The 17,877-nt window shown below is 39.7% G+C and carries 15 protein-coding genes; 8 read left to right on the forward strand and 7 right to left on the reverse strand.

What is annotated here, in order from left to right:
• Positions 1-44: 44 nt before the first annotated feature.
• The 3 genes from H2677_RS01085 to ompR form a co-directional block, all read right to left on the reverse strand.
• Entirely contained in the window at positions 45-1,559 is a 1,515-nt protein-coding gene (locus H2677_RS01085) for an acetyl-CoA hydrolase/transferase family protein (protein WP_004964686.1), read from the reverse strand.
• Between the two features lie 151 nt (positions 1,560-1,710).
• Positions 1,711-3,165 carry an ATP-binding protein gene (locus H2677_RS01090; RefSeq protein WP_212638976.1) on the reverse strand — a complete coding sequence of 485 codons (1,455 nt, stop codon included), beginning with the start codon at positions 3,163-3,165 and terminating at the stop codon, positions 1,711-1,713.
• 17 nt (positions 3,166-3,182) lie between these two features.
• Positions 3,183-3,947, reverse strand: a complete 765-nt coding sequence (gene ompR / locus H2677_RS01095; protein WP_004657337.1) for an osmolarity response regulator transcription factor OmpR — start codon at positions 3,945-3,947, stop codon at positions 3,183-3,185.
• Between the two features lie 318 nt (positions 3,948-4,265).
• Between ompR and H2677_RS01100 the strand changes: the two genes are divergently transcribed.
• From H2677_RS01100 to H2677_RS01125, 6 genes are all read left to right on the forward strand, one after another.
• Positions 4,266-6,623, forward strand: coding sequence for a Tex family protein (locus H2677_RS01100; RefSeq protein ID WP_212638977.1), 2,358 nt, complete (start codon positions 4,266-4,268; stop codon positions 6,621-6,623).
• Positions 6,624-6,831: 208 nt separating this feature from the next.
• The gene (locus H2677_RS01105; RefSeq protein WP_212638978.1) at positions 6,832-7,341 is read left to right on the forward strand and encodes a hypothetical protein; all 510 of its coding nucleotides are present in this window, start codon (positions 6,832-6,834) and stop codon (positions 7,339-7,341) included.
• Between the two features lie 102 nt (positions 7,342-7,443).
• Positions 7,444-8,274, forward strand: coding sequence for an AraC family transcriptional regulator (locus H2677_RS01110; protein ID WP_212638979.1), 831 nt, complete (start codon positions 7,444-7,446; stop codon positions 8,272-8,274).
• A gap of 80 nt (positions 8,275-8,354) precedes the next feature.
• Entirely contained in the window at positions 8,355-9,065 is a 711-nt protein-coding gene (locus H2677_RS01115) for an AzlC family ABC transporter permease (protein ID WP_212638980.1), read from the forward strand.
• The gene (locus H2677_RS01120) at positions 9,062-9,379 is read left to right on the forward strand and encodes an AzlD domain-containing protein (protein WP_004909748.1); all 318 of its coding nucleotides are present in this window, start codon (positions 9,062-9,064) and stop codon (positions 9,377-9,379) included. Before H2677_RS01115 ends, H2677_RS01120 begins: the two co-directional genes overlap by 4 nt.
• 93 nt (positions 9,380-9,472) lie before the next feature.
• Positions 9,473-10,237 (forward strand): HD domain-containing protein, encoded by a 765-nt coding sequence (locus tag H2677_RS01125; protein WP_212638981.1) that lies wholly within the window; start codon positions 9,473-9,475, stop codon positions 10,235-10,237.
• A 57-nt stretch (positions 10,238-10,294) separates the two neighbouring features.
• Here the strand turns inward: H2677_RS01125 and H2677_RS01130 are convergent, their stop codons facing one another.
• A complete protein-coding gene (locus H2677_RS01130) occupies positions 10,295-11,587 on the reverse strand; it encodes an MFS transporter (RefSeq protein WP_004951479.1) in 1,293 nt (430 codons plus the stop codon).
• A gap of 202 nt (positions 11,588-11,789) precedes the next feature.
• Positions 11,790-12,167, reverse strand: coding sequence for a MerR family DNA-binding protein (locus tag H2677_RS01135; protein ID WP_004909736.1), 378 nt, complete (start codon positions 12,165-12,167; stop codon positions 11,790-11,792).
• A gap of 103 nt (positions 12,168-12,270) precedes the next feature.
• Between H2677_RS01135 and H2677_RS01140 the strand changes: the two genes are divergently transcribed.
• Complete coding sequence (locus H2677_RS01140; RefSeq protein WP_212638982.1) at positions 12,271-13,377, forward strand: SDR family oxidoreductase; 1,107 nt, start codon at positions 12,271-12,273, stop codon at positions 13,375-13,377.
• A gap of 96 nt (positions 13,378-13,473) precedes the next feature.
• On the opposite strand, the gene H2677_RS01145 is transcribed toward H2677_RS01140, so the two are convergent.
• The gene (locus tag H2677_RS01145; protein WP_004951483.1) at positions 13,474-14,361 is read right to left on the reverse strand and encodes an SDR family NAD(P)-dependent oxidoreductase; all 888 of its coding nucleotides are present in this window, start codon (positions 14,359-14,361) and stop codon (positions 13,474-13,476) included.
• Positions 14,362-14,611: 250 nt separating this feature from the next.
• Positions 14,612-15,889, reverse strand: a complete 1,278-nt coding sequence (locus H2677_RS01150; RefSeq protein WP_168154568.1) for an O-acetylhomoserine aminocarboxypropyltransferase/cysteine synthase family protein — start codon at positions 15,887-15,889, stop codon at positions 14,612-14,614.
• 297 nt (positions 15,890-16,186) lie between these two features.
• Between H2677_RS01150 and ettA the strand changes: the two genes are divergently transcribed.
• On the forward strand, positions 16,187-17,848 hold the full coding sequence (gene ettA, locus H2677_RS01155; protein WP_004909725.1) for an energy-dependent translational throttle protein EttA: 1,662 nt from the start codon (positions 16,187-16,189) through the stop codon (positions 17,846-17,848).
• Positions 17,849-17,877: the final 29 nt, after the last annotated feature.

Raw genomic sequence — 17,877 nt, forward strand, 5'->3', positions numbered from 1 at the left:
GGCTGAATCAACAGATTCAGCCTTTTATTTGCTACAAGGGAAATTTAAGCTGTTTTAGCTAAAGAACCGTTCGATAGCATATGACCTGTTTCTTCAAAGTTTGCATGCCATGACAATGCTTCACGAAGAATATGAGGTGTATGTCCACCACGCTCACATGAACGATCAAAATAATCGTTTAATGCAGCTTGGTAGAGTGGGTGTACACAATTATCGATAATCACACGTGCACGCTCACGCGGCGCTAAACCACGAAGGTCAGCCAAGCCTTGTTCTGTCACCAGAATATCAACATCATGTTCACAGTGATCAACATGGCTCACCATCGGCACGATCGAAGAAATATCACCACCTTTTGCGATTGACTTGGTGACAAAGATTGCCAAGTGCGCATTACGTGCGAAATCACCTGATCCACCAATACCATTCATCATCTTGGTACCACAAACGTGAGTTGAGTTCACATTGCCATAAATATCAAATTCAAGGGCAGTGTTGATCCCAATAATACCTAAGCGACGCACAATTTCAGGGTGATTTGAAATTTCTTGTGGACGTAAGACTAATTTATCTTTGTAGTGCTCTAGATTGCCAAATACACGCTCGCCACACTGAGCTGAAAGTGTAATTGAGCTACCAGAAGCAAACTTCATTTTACCTGCATCGATCAACTCAAACGTACAGTCTTGAAGTACTTCAGAGTACATCACAAGATCTTCGAAGTTTGAATCTTTCAAACCTGTGAGAACAGCGTTTGCAATAGAACCAATACCCGCTTGTAAAGGACCTAAGTTTTTCGCTAAACGACCAGCAGCAACTTCTTTCTCAAAAAATGCAATCAAATGATTTGCAATGCCTTGAGTCTCATCATCTGGCGCTGTCACTGTTGAAGGTGAGTCAGCTGTATCGTTGAACACGATGCCGACGATTTTTGCAGGATCGATTGGAATCGCAGTCGAGCCGATACGATCATCCACTTGAGTTAAAGGCAGTGGTGTACGCGTTGGACGATAGGTTGGGATGTAAATATCGTGTAAGCCTTCAAAGTTTTCGCTGAGTGATGTGTTGATTTCTACAATCACTTTTTCCGCGAAAATTGCAAAGCTTGCCGAGTTACCAACTGATGTTGTTGGAACAATGTGACCATCTTCAGTGATAGCGACCGCTTCAATCACAGCTACATCTGGACGTTTGAGCTGCTGATTACGCATTTGTTCAACGGTTTCAGATAAATGTTGGTCAATAAACATCACTTCGCCGTTATTAATTGCACGACGTAAGGTATTGTCAACTTGGAATGGCATGCGGCGCGCAAGTACACCTGCTTCCGTCAGTTGTTTGTCTAAGTCATTTCCGAGACTTGCACCAGTAATTAACGTGATTTTTAACGGATTTTTTTTGGCTTGTTCAACCAGTGCTTGAGGAACGGCTTTCGCTTCTCCTGCACGAGTAAATCCGCTCATACCAACCGTCATATCATTTTCAATAAAGCGAGCAGCCTGTTCTGCACTCATCACTTTGTCGTGTAGAGACGCAAGGCGAATACGACTTAAAGACATCATCCATTCTCAATATTGCTTTTTCATTAGATATGGATTTTAGCGCTAAAAAAGCAAAAGGGAATTGGACTACGGCTAAGGTCTAATATGTGAAATAGAAGATGATTTGCGAGCAAAAATACGAGACATTTTTGATTGGTCTCGTATTGAATTAGAAGTGTTCACTAAGTGTTTGTTTAATCTTGCTAATCGTATTTTTCTCAGTCTCTTCAATATGAGGAGTCACGATTGGTAAAGAGATCACAACTTCTAAACCACCTTGCTCACGATTGCGAATGCTAATTTTACCCTGATGAATATCCACAATACGTTTTACGATTGCAAGGCCAAGTCCGCTACCTTGAACAGTGCGCGCTGAATTACCACGTACAAAGGGTTGCATGAGTTCTTCAACTTGATCGGGTGGAATGCCTTCACCATGATCAGCAACAGTGATGAGGATGTGTTCGTCTACATGGCTTGCAGAAAGTTCAATCGGTTCGGCACCATAGCGTTTCGCATTATTGATTAAATTGGCGATCAGACGCTTTAAAGAGAGACTACGAGCAGGAATAATAGGTAAATCCTGCATTTCAAAACGTATATCTAATGGTTTGAATTGAATGACGAGTTCTTGCAGCAACGTGTTGATATTGGTATCAGTAAGTTCTTCATCCGATCCATCACGCATGTACGAAATGAATTGGTTAAGAATCGCATCCATATCATCAACATCATAAATTAGACCTTCACGAAAGAATTCATCAGGTAGCATTTCTGCAGTGAGACGAATACGCGTCAATGGTGTACGCAAATCGTGAGAAATCCCAGCCAACATAATTTGGCGGTCTCGCTCAGTTTGTTCAAGCGTATAAACCATATGATTAAAAGCTTGGTTGACCTGACGAATTTCTAAAGGTCCGTGATTAGTATCTAAATAAGGTGCTTTACCTGTTTTACTATAACTATTGGCGGCATTTTGTAATCGACGCAATGGACGATTCATTTGGCGAACTAAGGTTAGAATAATAATTGAAGATAAGATCGGTACACCAAATAACCATGTTGCAATCAGTTCAACACTGTAATTGGTATAGGTTTTTAGTGGTTCACGCACCCAGTTACCATTCATCTCTGGTGTTTGAATCCAGATACGTGGAATCGGTTTAAATTTAAAATAAACGGTGACGTTATCAACACCTAACTCTTTGGCAAGTTTGGCTTCGATTTCATCAGTAAATAATTCAGCTAGAAATTTGTCTTCAATCTTTGGAAATTCTTTCGGATCAGTGATGTATTCGATACCAATACGGTTTTTTAACCACGTATCAATATCGACCTCTGTATCACGATGCAAAATTCGAATATCAGGATTATTGACCAGCTCTAATTCAATAGCGAGATAGCGTGCGTGTTGTTGTAACTCTGGCAAATACAAAGTTCGCCAGAAGAACCACAAAGACATAAATAAGCTGAAGAATACGGTGAATAGTACCAAAATAGTGGTACGCATCGCAGCGGAACGTGGTTTGATCTTATCTAAGAAACGTTCCCACTTGGTACGTGGTCGTTCAGAGTAAGATACAAACTCAGTAAAAGCTTGAGGGTCAATGGGTTCCAGTTTCAACGTTGAAATTCCTGAACTTACTCAGCACCATCTGGAACAAAAACATAGCCTACACCCCAAACGGTTTGAATATAGCGAGCGCGGGCAGGGTTGTCTTCGATTAAACGGCGTAAACGAGACACTTGAACATCAATCGAACGTTCCATTGCACCCCATTCACGACCACGTGCTAAATTCATCAATTTATCGCGGGTCAAAGGTTCACGTGGATGTTGAACCAGTGCTTTTAATACAGCGAATTCACCAGTCGTCAAAGTCACGACTTGACCTTCACGAGTAAGTGTACGAGTTGAAAGATCTAAAGACCATGGTCCAAAGCTAACAACTTCAACTTGTTGGCTCGGTGCACCTGGTACTTCACGCACTTGGCGACGTAATACAGCACGAATACGAGCTAAAAGTTCATTTGGGTTAAATGGTTTCGGTAAATAATCGTCTGCGCCAGCTTCCAAACCTGCAATGCGATCAGAGTCACTTCCACGTGCCGTCAACATGATAATTGGAGTATCAATATTAGATTGGCGTAATCTGCGACAAATACTTAAGCCATCTTCGACAGGAAGCATGAAATCAAGAACGATCAACGAAAACAATTCACGTTGTAATAAACGATCCATTTGTGTCGCGTCATGAGCAGTTTTGACTACAAAACCTTTATCTTCTAAAAATCGTTGCAAAAGCGTACGCAAACGCACATCGTCATCGACCACTAAAATGCGTTCGACTCGGTCCGTCTCATGGTGTACGGTTTCCGTCGATTCAGCAGGTACAACTAAACTCATGATGTGCTCCTTTATCGTTTATTGTCATCGTAATTATGCAATGTCAGGCAGTATACGATTCATTGCACAGGTTTGGCTATGTTATAAAGCAACAAATATTGCCAATAAAATCAAGAGATAGATACCAAACATATACAGGTAAAATTACGACAATCAATCTATTTTTCAATATTTAGCTGAAAAAATCTTGGGATTTTAGAAACATTGATCAATTTGCATAATCTACTCGTAAAATTTTCAAAAAAACAATGGTGGATTTTATAGCCGTGGACTTTATAATCAGTGCTTTTAGAATTAACCCTTGTGGAATCAATCACGATGACTGACTTAGTTCAGCAGTTGGCAAATGAACTTGCCGTACGTCCAAACCAAGTAGAAGCTGCTATTCGTTTAATTGATGAAGGCGCCAGTGTTCCCTTTATTGCACGTTACCGTAAAGAAGTCACGCAAGGCTTAGACGATACTCAATTGCGTCAACTCGACACACGTTTGGCTTACCTACGTGATTTGTACGAACGTCGTGAGAAAGTGATTCAATCTTTACAAGAACAAGATAAGTTAAGTGATGATTTACTTGCACGTGTAAATGCGGCTGAAACCAAGAATGCATTAGAAGAAATTTATGCGCCGTATCGTCCAAAACGCACAAGCAAATCTTTCAAAGCGAAAGAAGCGGGTTTAGGGCCGATCGCAGAAAAGATTTTTGCTGAACAAGTTGATCCTACAGAAGCATTATCAGGCTTCAGCCATGAAGATTACCCAGATCTTGAAAGTCAGTTGGATGCGATTCAGCATATTTTAATTGATGATTGGGCGCAAAATATTGCGTTAACCACTGAATTAAAACAAACTTTTTCTAAAACTGCTGTGCTAAAGAGTGCTGTGGCATCTGAAGAGAAAAAAGAAGTTGGTAAGAAATTCCGTGATTACTTTGAGTTCTCTGAAAACTTAAACAAAGTTCCTTCACACCGGTTGTTAGCGATGCTACGTGGTCGTCAAGAAAATGTATTAGGTTTAAAAGTGGATGGTGAAGATGATGCACCATTGGCGCGTATTGAAACTGAGTACAACTTAGACCAAGTACAACCACAGAGTCGTCAAGATTATTTAAAGCAAACTGCAAAATTATTCTGGTTAGGTAAGATTCGTCCACAGATTGAACACTCATTACTAACAGATAAGCGTCTATCTGCTGAAGCTGAAGCAATGGATGTATTTGCGGAGAACTTGCGTCATTTACTTCTATCTGCACCAGCAGGTGGACGTGTTACTTTAGGTGTTGATCCTGGTATTCGTACAGGGGTAAAACTGGCAGTGATTAGTGAAGCTGGTGATGTCCTTGCACACAGCACAATCTATCCATTTGCACCGAAAGAAGATAAAGAAGGTTCGATTGCGGAGCTTGCGCGTTTGTGCAGAGAGTTCCACGTGGAACTTATTGCGATTGGTAATGGAACAGCAAGCCGTGAAACAGAAGCAGTTGTTGCTGAAATGATGGCGGCAAATACGGATCTGAAATTAACACGTATCACTGTGAGTGAAGCAGGCGCATCTGTTTATTCTGCAAGTGAATTGGCTGCACAAGAACTTCCAGAACTTGATGTATCTATTCGTGGTGCGGTTTCAATCGCTCGTCGTTTACAAGATCCGTTAGCAGAGCTTGTAAAAATTGATCCAAAATCAATTGGTGTAGGTCAGTACCAACACGATGTAAACCAAACAGGTTTAGCAAAAACACTAGATGCAGTTGTTGAAGACTGTGTGAACGCGGTGGGTGTGGATGTCAATACAGCATCTCCAGCGATCTTGGCTTATATTGCAGGTTTAAACAAAGCGATTGCACAGCAAATCGTTGAATACCGTAAAGAAAATGGACGTTTTGATAATCGTCAAGCATTGAAGAAAGTTCCACGTTTAGGCGAGCGTACTTTTGAACAATCAGCTGGTTTCTTACGTGTTCAAGATGGTTCTGAGCCATTAGATGCATCTGCTGTTCACCCAGAAAGTTATGGCTTGGTTGAGAAAATTGTTGCCGCAAAAGCAACAACTGTAAAAGACATCATTGGTAATACAGAAATTATTCGCCAAGTAAAAGCAGAGGAATTTGTCGATGACAAATTCGGTTTGCCGACGATTCAAGACGTTTTAGCAGAATTGGAAAAACCAGGTCGTGATCCTCGTCCAGAGTTCCGCACAGCGAAGTTCCGTGAAGACATTACCGAAGTTGCACAACTCACAGAGGGGATGCAGCTTGAAGGCGTTGTAACCAATGTAACCAACTTCGGTGCATTCGTGGACGTAGGTGTACACCAAGATGGTTTAGTGCATATCTCTGAACTTGCAAATGAATTCGTTTCTGACCCACACAAAGTTGTGAAACCAGGTCAGATCGTGCAAGTTCGTGTGATGCAAGTTGATGTTGAACGTAATCGTGTGAACTTGAGTATGCGTGCAGAAGGTTCTGCACCTGCTAAAGCACCACGTCAGCAGCAGCGCCCACAGCAAGAGCGTACTGAGCGTTCAGAACGTAAGCCTCAAGGTCAACGTCCTCCACGTAAAGAGGGTGACTTTAAGCGTCCGCAAAATAACAAGCCAAAAACTGAAAAACCACAAGAGCAAAAAATCGGTGGTTTAGGTGCTTTGTTATTACAAGCAGGGATCAAAGGTTCTAAGTAACTGATCAAATAAATAAAAGCCTCTTCGGAGGCTTTTATTTTGAGATTTGAATTTAGATCAATCTTCATAATTAAATTAAGATTCCGTATAAGATGATAGCAATCAGAATGTTGGATTCTAAACTCAATAAAATTTATCGAGATTGGTATTTAATTTTTTATAGTAAATACTCTCATTATTGAGTTTTATAAAAAATGGAGTAGAAGAAGTGATAAATTTTGATTTAAATAAACTACTTGATTTAAATGAAAAGATAAAAGGGGGGAAACCAAAACTAGACTATGATGTTGCAATGCTTACATGTCAATGTAGTCATATATGGTGTGTAATAGATTCTAAAATCAATTCTAATGGTATTGATCACTTTCTTTTAAAAGCTTTTTTGAATAATCCTTTTACATCACATCTTATAACAGAATTATCTTGGGAAAAACGAGTAGATATTCCTACATGGCTAGGTTCTCTTAATACTCAATGTGTGGGTGATATTGAAATTAAACAACTAATTTCCAGTATCGTTGCTGATCTTAAACATTCTGAAGAAGATATGAATGATATAGAGCAATTAAAAGAACGATTAAATATGATGGATATTCCTAAAATAGGTTGGGAAATTAAAGAAACAATTGATGAAAGAAATCCAATAGGTATGACAGAAATAATTTGTTTTGAATTATCAGATAAATATATCCTCTTGGAGTTTCATCTTGAATCCTAAAGTTTTGATAAGAATTATGCGGTAAAAAAAGCAATTTTGTTCTATAAATCTATCTAAATCGCGTTAACCTGAAATGATGCATACATGCCTTAGGAGGTCGTGATGTCGCGCAGACCTCGAGAACAAGTCGATTATTTACACCTTGAAGAATTGGGTGGTTTAGAAATGTTGAAAGCCAGTTACTTTCAACAGGAGTTCTCGCGACATGTTCATGAAGGATTTTGTATCGGTGTGATTGAAGAGGGTGCGCAACGTTTTTATCGTACAGGGGGCAATCATGTCGCACCGCAAGGCGATATTATTTTGGTGAATGCTGATGAAGTACATACTGGCTCATCTGCGGTAGAAACGGGCTGGCGTTATCGAGCAATTTATCCAACTCCAGAAATTTTCCATGAACTGACGCGTGATCTCACGACTATTCATGGCACAGCACCGTGGTTTAGAGAAGCCGTGTTGCATGACGAAGGTTTGGCACAGCAATTACGATTACTATTTGATTTGTTAGAACAACCGAGCAATACCTTGCTCAAACAAACCTTGTTCTTATCGACGATTGCTTGGCTAATCTCAAAATATAGCCAAACAAAACAGCATGCCGCTGACCTCAGTAATGCAAAAAAGCGTATTTTAAATATTAAAGAATTAATGGCGAGTATGCCTGAGCAAGAGTTTTCACTCATCGAATTGGCTGAAATGGCGAATCTGAGCCAGTGGCATTTTTTACGTCAATTTAAAAAGCATGTTGGACTCTCACCACATGCGTGGTTGATCCAAGCGCGATTACAGAAATCACAAAAATTATTGAGACAGGGTTTGAACTTATCAGAAGTTTCACAGCAATGTGGTTTCTCAGATCAAAGTCATTTTAGTCGGCATTTTCGTCAAACGTTTGGTATTACGCCAGGCGGTTATATTGCTTATCTCAAATAAAAAAACAGCAATTTTATACAAGCTTGGATGATCTAGATTTGGCATAGTCATTGGGTTTTTAATCAATGATTGTGATGTAGATGATAGCTGAAAACATAGATCATACCTCGATGACCGAATCACGGGCATTTTTAAATGGAGTGATCAAAATACTTCCATTGTGTTTTGCCGTATTACCTTGGGGCTTGTTGGCAGGTTCGATGGCGATTCAAGCAGGCCTTACAACCATGCAAGCCATAGCAATGTCTGCACTTGTCTTTGCGGGTGCAGCACAGTTGATGACCTTGGGACTTGTGATGGCGGGTACACCTGCGTTAACGATCATTATTTCAGTTTTTCTGATTACTACACAGCATTATTTATATGCTTTGTACTTGCGAGAAGATATCTCCAAACAACCCTTAAAAAATCGTTTGATGCTGGGTTTTTTGCTGACGGATGAATTGTTCGCGGTGAGCGTTAAAAAGCAACAACATTATATTCATTATCTACTTGGTGCTGGACTTTGTTTTTATTTGTGTTGGGTACTGTTTAGCGCTTGTGGTGTATTCCTTGCTTCTGCAGTCCCTAATTTAGATCAATACCATCTCGATTTTTCGATCGTGGCAACTTTTATTGCAATCGTGGTTCCATTTATTAAAAACTTAAATACTTTGGTTGGGGTTCTTATTTCGGTCACATTAACTGTGGTTTTTTTAAGTCTAGGGATTAAAAGTGCAGCAATCATGGCTGGAGTGATCGGGATGTTTGCTGCGACTTGCTTACAGAATTTTCGGGAGCGTAAAGTATGACTTGGTTTATCCTGATTATTCTGGCATTAGTTGTATTTATGAATCGCTATATATTGCTTGAACCTAATCTTCCTTTGCGACTGCCGAAATGGTTTCAACAATCTTTGCAGTATTCTGCTCCATGTTTATTGACTGCAATTGCCACCCCAATCGTGTTTATGGATGAGCATGGTGCATTTCGTGAGAGTTTACTCAATCCTTATTTTCTCGCCACGATTTTGACGATTTTGATTGCTTATGTAGTTCGTCATACCTTGTTAACGATTATATTAAGTTTGGCATGCTTTTATGGTTTGGTATTTTGGTTGAATTAGTTGATTTCTGGAATGTTTATTATCCTGAGTTGACATCTAAACAGAATACTTATAAAAATTAGAGTAATTACTCTAATTTTATTGGTGGGTCAAATGCAAATCGGTCGACAGGTATGGATGGTTCAAACTTCAGGTGATTTATCCTTAACAGATCGTATGAGATTGTTAAGTCATAGTTTGCTGCCTGTACTCCAGCAAAGTGTAAAAATGTATGCATTTGCAGGTAGTTTGATGAAAGCACCAAAAATATTACAGATAGATGATTTGCATTTGCCTGATAGTGTCGAGATCAAACACGCAATTGAAAAGATGCAGTCCTGTAGCTCAATTGCTTTACAAAATCATTGTTTGAGGACTTGGTATTACGCCGTTGCATTTTCCAAGCTTCAAAAGCTAAAAACTGATGAGGAGTTATTAGCAGTTTCATGTTTGTTGCATGATTTGGGAATGACTGAGCAGCATTACCAACACCATGCAAACTGTCGCTGCTTTGCGGGACAGGGCGCTTATGCAGCCAAAGATTGGTCAATACAACGTGGTTGGCAAATACCACGTGCTGATCAATTATTTGATGCGATCAGTATGCATATGAATCCATTCGTGGCGCTTGAGGATGGTGTAGAAGCTCATTTACTACAACAAGCAGCCAGTTGTGATGTGATAGGCAGCCGTGGTTTTGAGTTCTCTACTACATTCAGAACACAGTTAAATCAACAATATCCACGTTTAGATTTTAATCAACATATGATTGAATTCACCCAACATGAAGCTCGAGCTCGTCCGAAATCACGTACTGCGATGGTGGTACAAAGTGGGTTTAAATATTTAGTTAAATTTAATCCTTATCTTGATCAATAAAAATAAAAAACCACTTTTAGTAGAACAAAAGTGGTTGATTTAAATGATTAAATTTTATCAGTGGTCATGTTCTAAATATTCAGGTTTTTTCGGTAATGCCCAACTACAGAAGAAACAAATGATCAACATGATAATGACATATACGAAGAATGTATTTTCAATGCCTGCATCTTTGAATAACAGTGCAACAGAAGGTGCAGAACCACCAAATAGTGCATTACCCACCGCATAGGAGAAACCAACACCTAATGCGCGTACATGAGGCGGGAACATTTCTGCTTTGACCAAACCACTAATTGAAGTGTAGAAGCTCAACAACATCATCAAGAAAATGAGCAATAAGGTAATAATCACAGGCGAGTCTGCAAAACTACGCATTCCTGTTACCATCACGGGATAGATGAAAATAGCACTCAATAGACTAAAAGCGAGCATAGAGGCACGACGGCCAATTCGATCAGACAACATTCCAAAAAAAGGTTGAGCGATCATAAAAACAAATAAAGCAGTGGTCATGATAAACCCCACTGTTTTACCATCCATGCCAATATTGGTTAGGTAGGTCTTTGAATATACAGTCACTACATAAAATGTCAGTGAACCTGCTGAGGTATAACCCACCACCAATAAGAAAGTTTTCCAATGTTGCTTTAATAGTGCAATTAAGCTTCCCGATTCTTCACGTTCAGCATCTTCATTTGATAAGGTTTCTTCTAAACGGCTACGTGCAGCTAATGAAAGTAATGCAGCGACACCACCAATCACGAAGGGAATACGCCATCCCCCATCATTTAATTGTTGTTCGGTCATGAAGCCCAGTAAGATGACCCCAAGTAAGCTTGCTAGTAGTTGGCCTCCTGATAAGGTGACGTATTGAAAAGAAGCAAAAAAACCACGCTGACCTTTTAAACCCAGTTCACTCATATAGGTGGCAACTGCACCATATTCACCACCTACAGATAACCCCTGTAATAAGCGAACCATCAGTAATAAAAATGGAGCGAGCATACCGACTTGATCATAGGTTGGTAGGGCAGCAAAAAGAAATGAGCTGAGTGCCATCAGGCAAATCGAGATCACCATCGATTTTTTACGACCATGCCGATCAGCAATTCGTCCAAACAACCAGCTACCAATTGGACGCATAAAGAAACTCGCTGCAAACACCCCCCACACATAAATGGCTTTGGTCGTGGGTTCCATATCTGGAGCGGTTAATGCATGAGTAAAATAAGCAGCAAAAACGGCGTAGATATAAAAATCAAACCATTCCACTAAATTCCCTGACGCTGCACCAACGATGCCTTTAATGCGGCTCGTTCTTTCTTCCTTGCTATATGTCTGACTCATATCTGATCCTTTCTACACTAAGCAAGATTCTGTTACTGAATCTTTACCGTTTGTTATATACCGCTAAAAAAGCATGAAAATGACACTATTTTGTATGCTTTTTATGACTGTGTTTTTAGATGGTGAGAAAGACCTGAGAGTTCTAGAAGGCTTTAGCAGTAAGAATATAGTGACGATTAAATAGTAATTTTTTAAAAAACAATTACTTTAATTGTGGAATAGAACAATCCCTTCGCAAAGGACACGGTTCACCTTGAGTGAATTGGCTCAGCATGTTTCGAATTTGTTGGAGTTGAAAGATTTTTTCATCTATCGCCGCGAGTTTTTCTTGAAAGATATTTTGCATTTGATGCGCAGGTATTTCTTGTTCTGAGGTCATTTCTAAAATTTGTTTAATTTCATTGAGTGAGAATCCCAAATTTTTTGCCGTTCGAATTAATAATAGTTGTTGCAAAGTTTGCTCTGGATAGTCTTTGTAGCCATTAGCGCAAGTAACTGATTGTATAAGCGCCATTTTCTCATAAAAACGAATAGTATCCTTACTTAATTCGCTATGTTTAGATAATTGTCCAATCAACATAATAAGACCTTTTTATTTTTGAGTTTTTATAAAAATACCCTTGACCTTTGAGTGTACTCCATCCTTTAGCCTATTCCTACAACGACAAAAAAGAGTCATTCAAATGAAACAAACAACTTTAAAAGTAGAGCAATCTTTACAAGTCGCATTTGTTGCTGGTGCTACAGGATTTGTTGGGCGGTTTTTGATTGCCGAATTGTTACAACAAGGACATCAAGTTTTTGCATTGCTCCGTAATAAAGCTCAGCAGCAAAGACAGCTCGAAGATTGGCTGAGAAATCGAAATATAAATTTAGAGCGTTTTCAGTGTGTGCAAGGTGATGTGACGCAAGTTGATTTGGGCATAGAGAGCAGCACTTGGGAACAATTGCAGCAAGTGAATACTTTGTACAACAGTAGTGCATTGTTTGCTTGGGATTTAAGTATGCGACATGCGCGCAAGGTTAATGTTGAAGGGGCACTGAATTTACTTTCAAGTCTGAATAAATACTGCAAATTAGAACGTGCCACCCACGTTTCAGGGTACATGTTGACTATTCACTCGCATTTACAACAAGCGGGAATTTGTCTCGATCAACCTGAAACCACTGATTGGAATAGGGTTTATCAACAATTGGGTGCGTATGAGGCATCCAAAATTGAAGCTCATTATGCATGGATGAGATTGGCAGAAGAATTAAAGATTGATTGGACAATCATTCATCCAGCAACTGTAGTGGGCGATGCGCTTACGGGAGAAATTCCTGACAATCAACCGATTGCCCAAATGGTGGATTTATTAAAGCGGAAAAAAATGGGTGCAATACCTGCCACACCTCAACATTATTTGCCACTGGTGACAGTAGATTACTTGGTGAAAGTCATGGCACTTGCTGCAACCGAGAACAGTTTAGCCCAACGTGAGCTGTTGGTAGCTCATCAACAACGTTTTGTTTTAGCTGAGATGTTTAATATCATCGCTACACAAGTTAATCAGCAAGCACCTACCCGCTATGTGCCTTTAGCTGTCTTAAGAGTGATACTAAAATGGAAATGGCTGGCTCAGAAGTTAGAGATGTCTAAGGAAATGTTAGATTTTATTCGAACTGAGCCACTGAATACGACTTTATTGACTCAACTGATTCAAAAGTGGAATATACACGAAACCGATTTGAAATTGGCTTTAGAAAAAACCAGTCGTTGGGTCGGACAACAGCCGAAATCTGCTTAGATAATCAACACCCTGTGGATAAGTCTGGATTTATACACATTGTATTTTTGTACATAAAAAAGCCTCCGTAGAGGAGGCTTTTCAAATTATCGCAGATTACCAGTGTTCGCCTGGAAATAAGCGCGCATACGCACGTTGGATTAGATTTAATTTCTCTTGCTTACCCACTGATGCTGTCGAGCTAGGGAATAAATTAAAGCCAATCGACATCAAGATATTGTTGATATCAGGTGCAATTGCATAGGTGATTGAAGCTAGTCGACCCAAGTGTGTCGCAATTTTCTTCGGACGTTTCACGATAGCATAAGCAATTAGGTCAGCTGCTTCTTCAGGTGAAAGAGTCGGTACATATTTATAGATCTTAGTCGGTGCAATCATTGGCGTACGGACTAAAGGCATATAAATCGAAGTAATTGCAATTTTATGAGAATGCACTTCAGCAGATAAACAACGGCTGAAAGCATCTAATGCAGCTTTAGACGCAACATAAGCTGAGAAGCGAGTTGCATTGGCAAGTACACCGATTGAGCTGATATTGATGATTTGACCATCTTTACGTTGCATCATGTGCGGTAATACATTGAGTACTAAACGAACTGCGCCAAAATAATTCAGTTGCATAGTACGTTCAAAATCATGGAAACGATCAATCGACTCATGCACAGCACGACGAATTGAGCGGCCTGCATTGTTAATCAGAATATCAATATGATCAACTGAGGCAAGGATTTCTTTCGAAACCGCATCAATTGATTCCATGTCATTTAAATCACACGGAAATACCGATGCTTTTCCTCCGTTTGCTTCGATCTCTGCTTTTACTTCATCCAAAGTTTCTTTGGTACGAGCGAGCAATAAGACATGCGCACCAGCTTGAGCGAGGTGTTTTGAAACCGTTAAACCAATACCACTTGAAGCACCAGTGACAATGATTGTTTTACCGTCGACTTTTTGATTAAAAAGTTTTTTGAGTTTTGCGTTCATGTACGTTACCTACATTAATCAAGCTGTTGTTTGCAATGCGTTCTTATTGCGATTAAACACTGCACTTTATTTTGGTGTAATATTAACCGATATTTTAGGTTTGTCTAGTTTAAATGTTTGAAATATAATAATTTTTTTAGAGTAAAAACTCTAAAACAAGATATTGTAATACTTGAAAAAGAACGAATATTTAATGGTTTTTGTATAAAAAATAAGCCCCAATTATGGGGCTTCTTCTTTTGCTTATAAATTATACGTGTGCAAGAGCTTGTTCGAGGTCGGCAATCAGATCATCAATATGCTCAATACCAACAGATAAACGAACGAGATCTTCACTCACGCCTGCAGATTGAAGTTCTTCTGCATTCAATTGGCGATGAGTTGTAGTTGCTGGATGGCATGCCAAACTCTTTGCATCACCAATGTTTACGAGACGAGTAAACAACTGTAATGCATCAATAAAACGAGTTCCTCCTTCACGACCATCTTGAACTCCAAAGGAAAGGATCGCTGAAGGTTTACCTTTCACGTATTTTTGTGCCAATTTATGCTGTGGGTGGTCACTAAGACCTGCATAGTTCACCCATTTTACTTTTGGATGTTGTTTCAGATATTCGGCAACTTTCAGGGCATTTTCGGTATGACGTTCCATACGTAGGTTTAGGGTTTCTAATCCTTGTAAAATCAAAAATACACTGAGTGGGCTAATTGCAGCGCCAGTATTACGTAATGGAACGACCCGCGCACGTGCGATATAGGCGGCTTCACCTAATACTTCGACATAGTTCACGCCGTGGTAGCTTGGATCAGGAGTATTTAAAGTTTTAAAACGTTCAGGATATTTACCCCAAGGGAATTTCCCACTATCCACAATAATGCCGCCAATGCTGTTGCCATGACCACCGATATATTTAGTGAGTGAATGAATTACGATATCGGCACCAAACTCAAATGGTTTGAGTAGAGCAGGTGTTGCCACTGTGTTATCAACAATGACAGGTACACCATATTCATGGGCGATTTTGGCAATTGCTTCGAGGTCAATAATATTACCAAGTGGATTACCAATCGATTCAACGAAAACTAACTTAGTTTTGTCGTCAATGATTGAACGTAGTGCTTCTGGGTTTTGATAATCAAAAAAACGAACTTCGATGCCTTGCTTAGGCAGAGTATGAGCAAATAAGTTGTAAGTACCACCGTATAAAGTAGATACGGATGCAATATTATCTCCAGCTTCAGCAATCGTTTGAATCGAATAGGTAATTGCAGCCATTCCTGATGCTAGTGCCAAAGCGCCAATCCCGCCTTCCAGTGCAGCGATACGTTGCTCAAGTACTGCTGTGGTGGGATTCATGATTCGAGTATAAATATTGCCTTGAACTTTTAAATCAAATAAATCGGCACCATGTTGAGTGTTATCAAAGGCATAAGATGTTGTTTGATAAATTGGAACAGCCACTGCTTTGGTGGTTGCTTCTGGTGAATATCCCGCATGAATGGCTAAAGTTTCATCTTTGTATGTCATGATTACATCATCTTCGTGAGTTAAATAATCAGCGAGTGTAGCCTAAAACTTATCCAAAATGGTGCATAAATTATGCGATTTATAGCGTTTTTATTCATATCTATAGCAAGATGTGGCTGCATAAGACTTGGTGTGTGTTTTTAATCAAATGGCGTAATGTCTTGAAAAAGAAAATGCTTTTAATTGGCACAAACAAAATCTAACTTAACTTCATGTTGATTGGGTTTTCAGCGTATAATACGTGCGATTATTTTTCGCTTTTTGCGATGTATTGGTTTTTCAATTGAGGAGTCCTGCGTGGCCCAATATATTTATACGATGAACCGAGTGTCGAAGATGGTTCCGCCTAAGCGCGAAATCTTAAAAGACATCTCTTTATCATTTTTCCCAGGTGCAAAAATTGGTGTGCTTGGTTTAAACGGTGCAGGTAAGTCTACCTTGCTCCGTATTATGGCGGGCGTAGATAAAGATTTCTCTGGTGAAGCTCGTGCACAACCTGGAATCAAAATCGGTTACTTAGAACAAGAACCGCCACTTGATCCTACTAAAGATGTTCGCGGAAACGTTGAAGATGGCGTACGTGAGGCACTTGATGCTCTAGAACGTCTTGATCAAGTTTTTGCTGAATACGCTGACCCTGATGCAGATTTTGATGCACTTGCAAAAGAGCAAGAAAAGTTAGAATCAATTATTCATGCTTGGGATGCCCATAATCTCAATAATCAACTTGAAATTGCTGCTGACGCATTAAATCTTCCTGCTTGGGATGCTGATGTTACTAAACTCTCAGGTGGTGAGCGCCGTCGTGTAGCATTGTGTCGTTTATTGCTTTCTAAGCCAGACATGTTGCTTCTAGATGAACCAACAAACCATTTGGATGCTGAATCAGTTACTTGGTTAGAGCGTTTCTTAAAAGATTTCCCTGGTACTATCGTTGCGATTACGCATGACCGTTATTTCTTAGATAACGTGGCTGAATGGATTCTTGAACTTGACCGTGGACATGGTATTCCTTATCAAGGTAACTATTCTTCTTGGTTAGAGCAAAAGAATGCGCGTTTAGAGCAAGAACAGAAACAAGAAGAATCTTTTGCTAAAGCATTGAAAAAAGAACTTGAATGGGTTCGTTCAAATGCGAAAGGTCAGCAAAAGAAAAACAAAGCGCGTATGGAACGTTTTGAAGAGCTTAACTCTAAAGAATTCCAACAGCGTAATGAAACGTCTGAAATCTACATTCCACCTGGTCCACGTCTAGGTAATAAGGTTGTTGAAGTTGAAGGTATCAGTAAATCGTTTGATGGTCGCGTATTGTACGAGAACTTAAGCTTTACTGTACCGCCTACAGCGATTGTTGGTATCGTTGGTCCAAACGGTGCAGGTAAGACGACGTTATTCCGTATGATGACTGGTGAGCAGCAACCTGATACAGGTACTGTGACATTAGGTGATTCAGTTAAAGTGGCTTATGTTGGTCAGATCCGTGACACCCTAGACAACAATAAAACTGTTTGGGAAGAGGTTTCTGGTGGTTTAGATATCTTAAAAATTGGTGATTACGAAATTGCATCACGTGCATATATCGGTCGCTTTAACTTTAAAGGTCAAGATCAGCAAAAACGCGTAGGTGAATTATCTGGTGGTGAACGTAACCGTTTACAACTTGCCAAGATCCTTCAAATGGGCGCTAACGTAATCCTACTGGATGAGCCATCAAACGATTTGGATATCGAAACTTTACGTGCACTAGAGGATGCTATTTTGGTATTCCCTGGTACGGTAATGGTAGTATCGCATGACCGTTGGTTCCTTGACCGTATTGCAACGCATATCTTGTCGTTTGAAAACGAACAACCAGAATTCTATACTGGTAACTATGCAGAATATGAAGCATACCGTCAGTCACGTTTAGGTGAAGATGCGGCTCAAAAACGTACCAAATACAAAAAAATTAGCGGTTAATTTCTGCTAATAAAAAACCAGCCTCAGGG

The sequence above is a fragment of the Acinetobacter junii genome (assembly GCF_018336855.1).
Classification (GTDB): domain Bacteria; phylum Pseudomonadota; class Gammaproteobacteria; order Pseudomonadales; family Moraxellaceae; genus Acinetobacter; species Acinetobacter junii.

Coding starts and splice junctions, on each gene's coding strand:
- H2677_RS01085 (WP_004964686.1), bottom strand. CDS start 1,559: ATGTCTTTAAGTCGTATTCGCCTTGCGTCTCTACACGACAAAGTGATG.
- ompR (WP_004657337.1), bottom strand. CDS start 3,947: ATGAGTTTAGTTGTACCTGCTGAATCGACGGAAACCGTACACCATGAG.
- H2677_RS01100 (WP_212638977.1), top strand. CDS start 4,266: ATGACTGACTTAGTTCAGCAGTTGGCAAATGAACTTGCCGTACGTCCA.
- H2677_RS01110 (WP_212638979.1), top strand. CDS start 7,444: ATGTCGCGCAGACCTCGAGAACAAGTCGATTATTTACACCTTGAAGAA.
- H2677_RS01115 (WP_212638980.1), top strand. CDS start 8,355: ATGATAGCTGAAAACATAGATCATACCTCGATGACCGAATCACGGGCA.
- H2677_RS01120 (WP_004909748.1), top strand. CDS start 9,062: ATGACTTGGTTTATCCTGATTATTCTGGCATTAGTTGTATTTATGAAT.
- H2677_RS01125 (WP_212638981.1), top strand. CDS start 9,473: ATGCAAATCGGTCGACAGGTATGGATGGTTCAAACTTCAGGTGATTTA.
- H2677_RS01130 (WP_004951479.1), bottom strand. CDS start 11,587: ATGAGTCAGACATATAGCAAGGAAGAAAGAACGAGCCGCATTAAAGGC.
- H2677_RS01135 (WP_004909736.1), bottom strand. CDS start 12,167: ATGTTGATTGGACAATTATCTAAACATAGCGAATTAAGTAAGGATACT.
- H2677_RS01140 (WP_212638982.1), top strand. CDS start 12,271: ATGAAACAAACAACTTTAAAAGTAGAGCAATCTTTACAAGTCGCATTT.
- H2677_RS01145 (WP_004951483.1), bottom strand. CDS start 14,361: ATGAACGCAAAACTCAAAAAACTTTTTAATCAAAAAGTCGACGGTAAA.
- H2677_RS01150 (WP_168154568.1), bottom strand. CDS start 15,889: ATGACATACAAAGATGAAACTTTAGCCATTCATGCGGGATATTCACCA.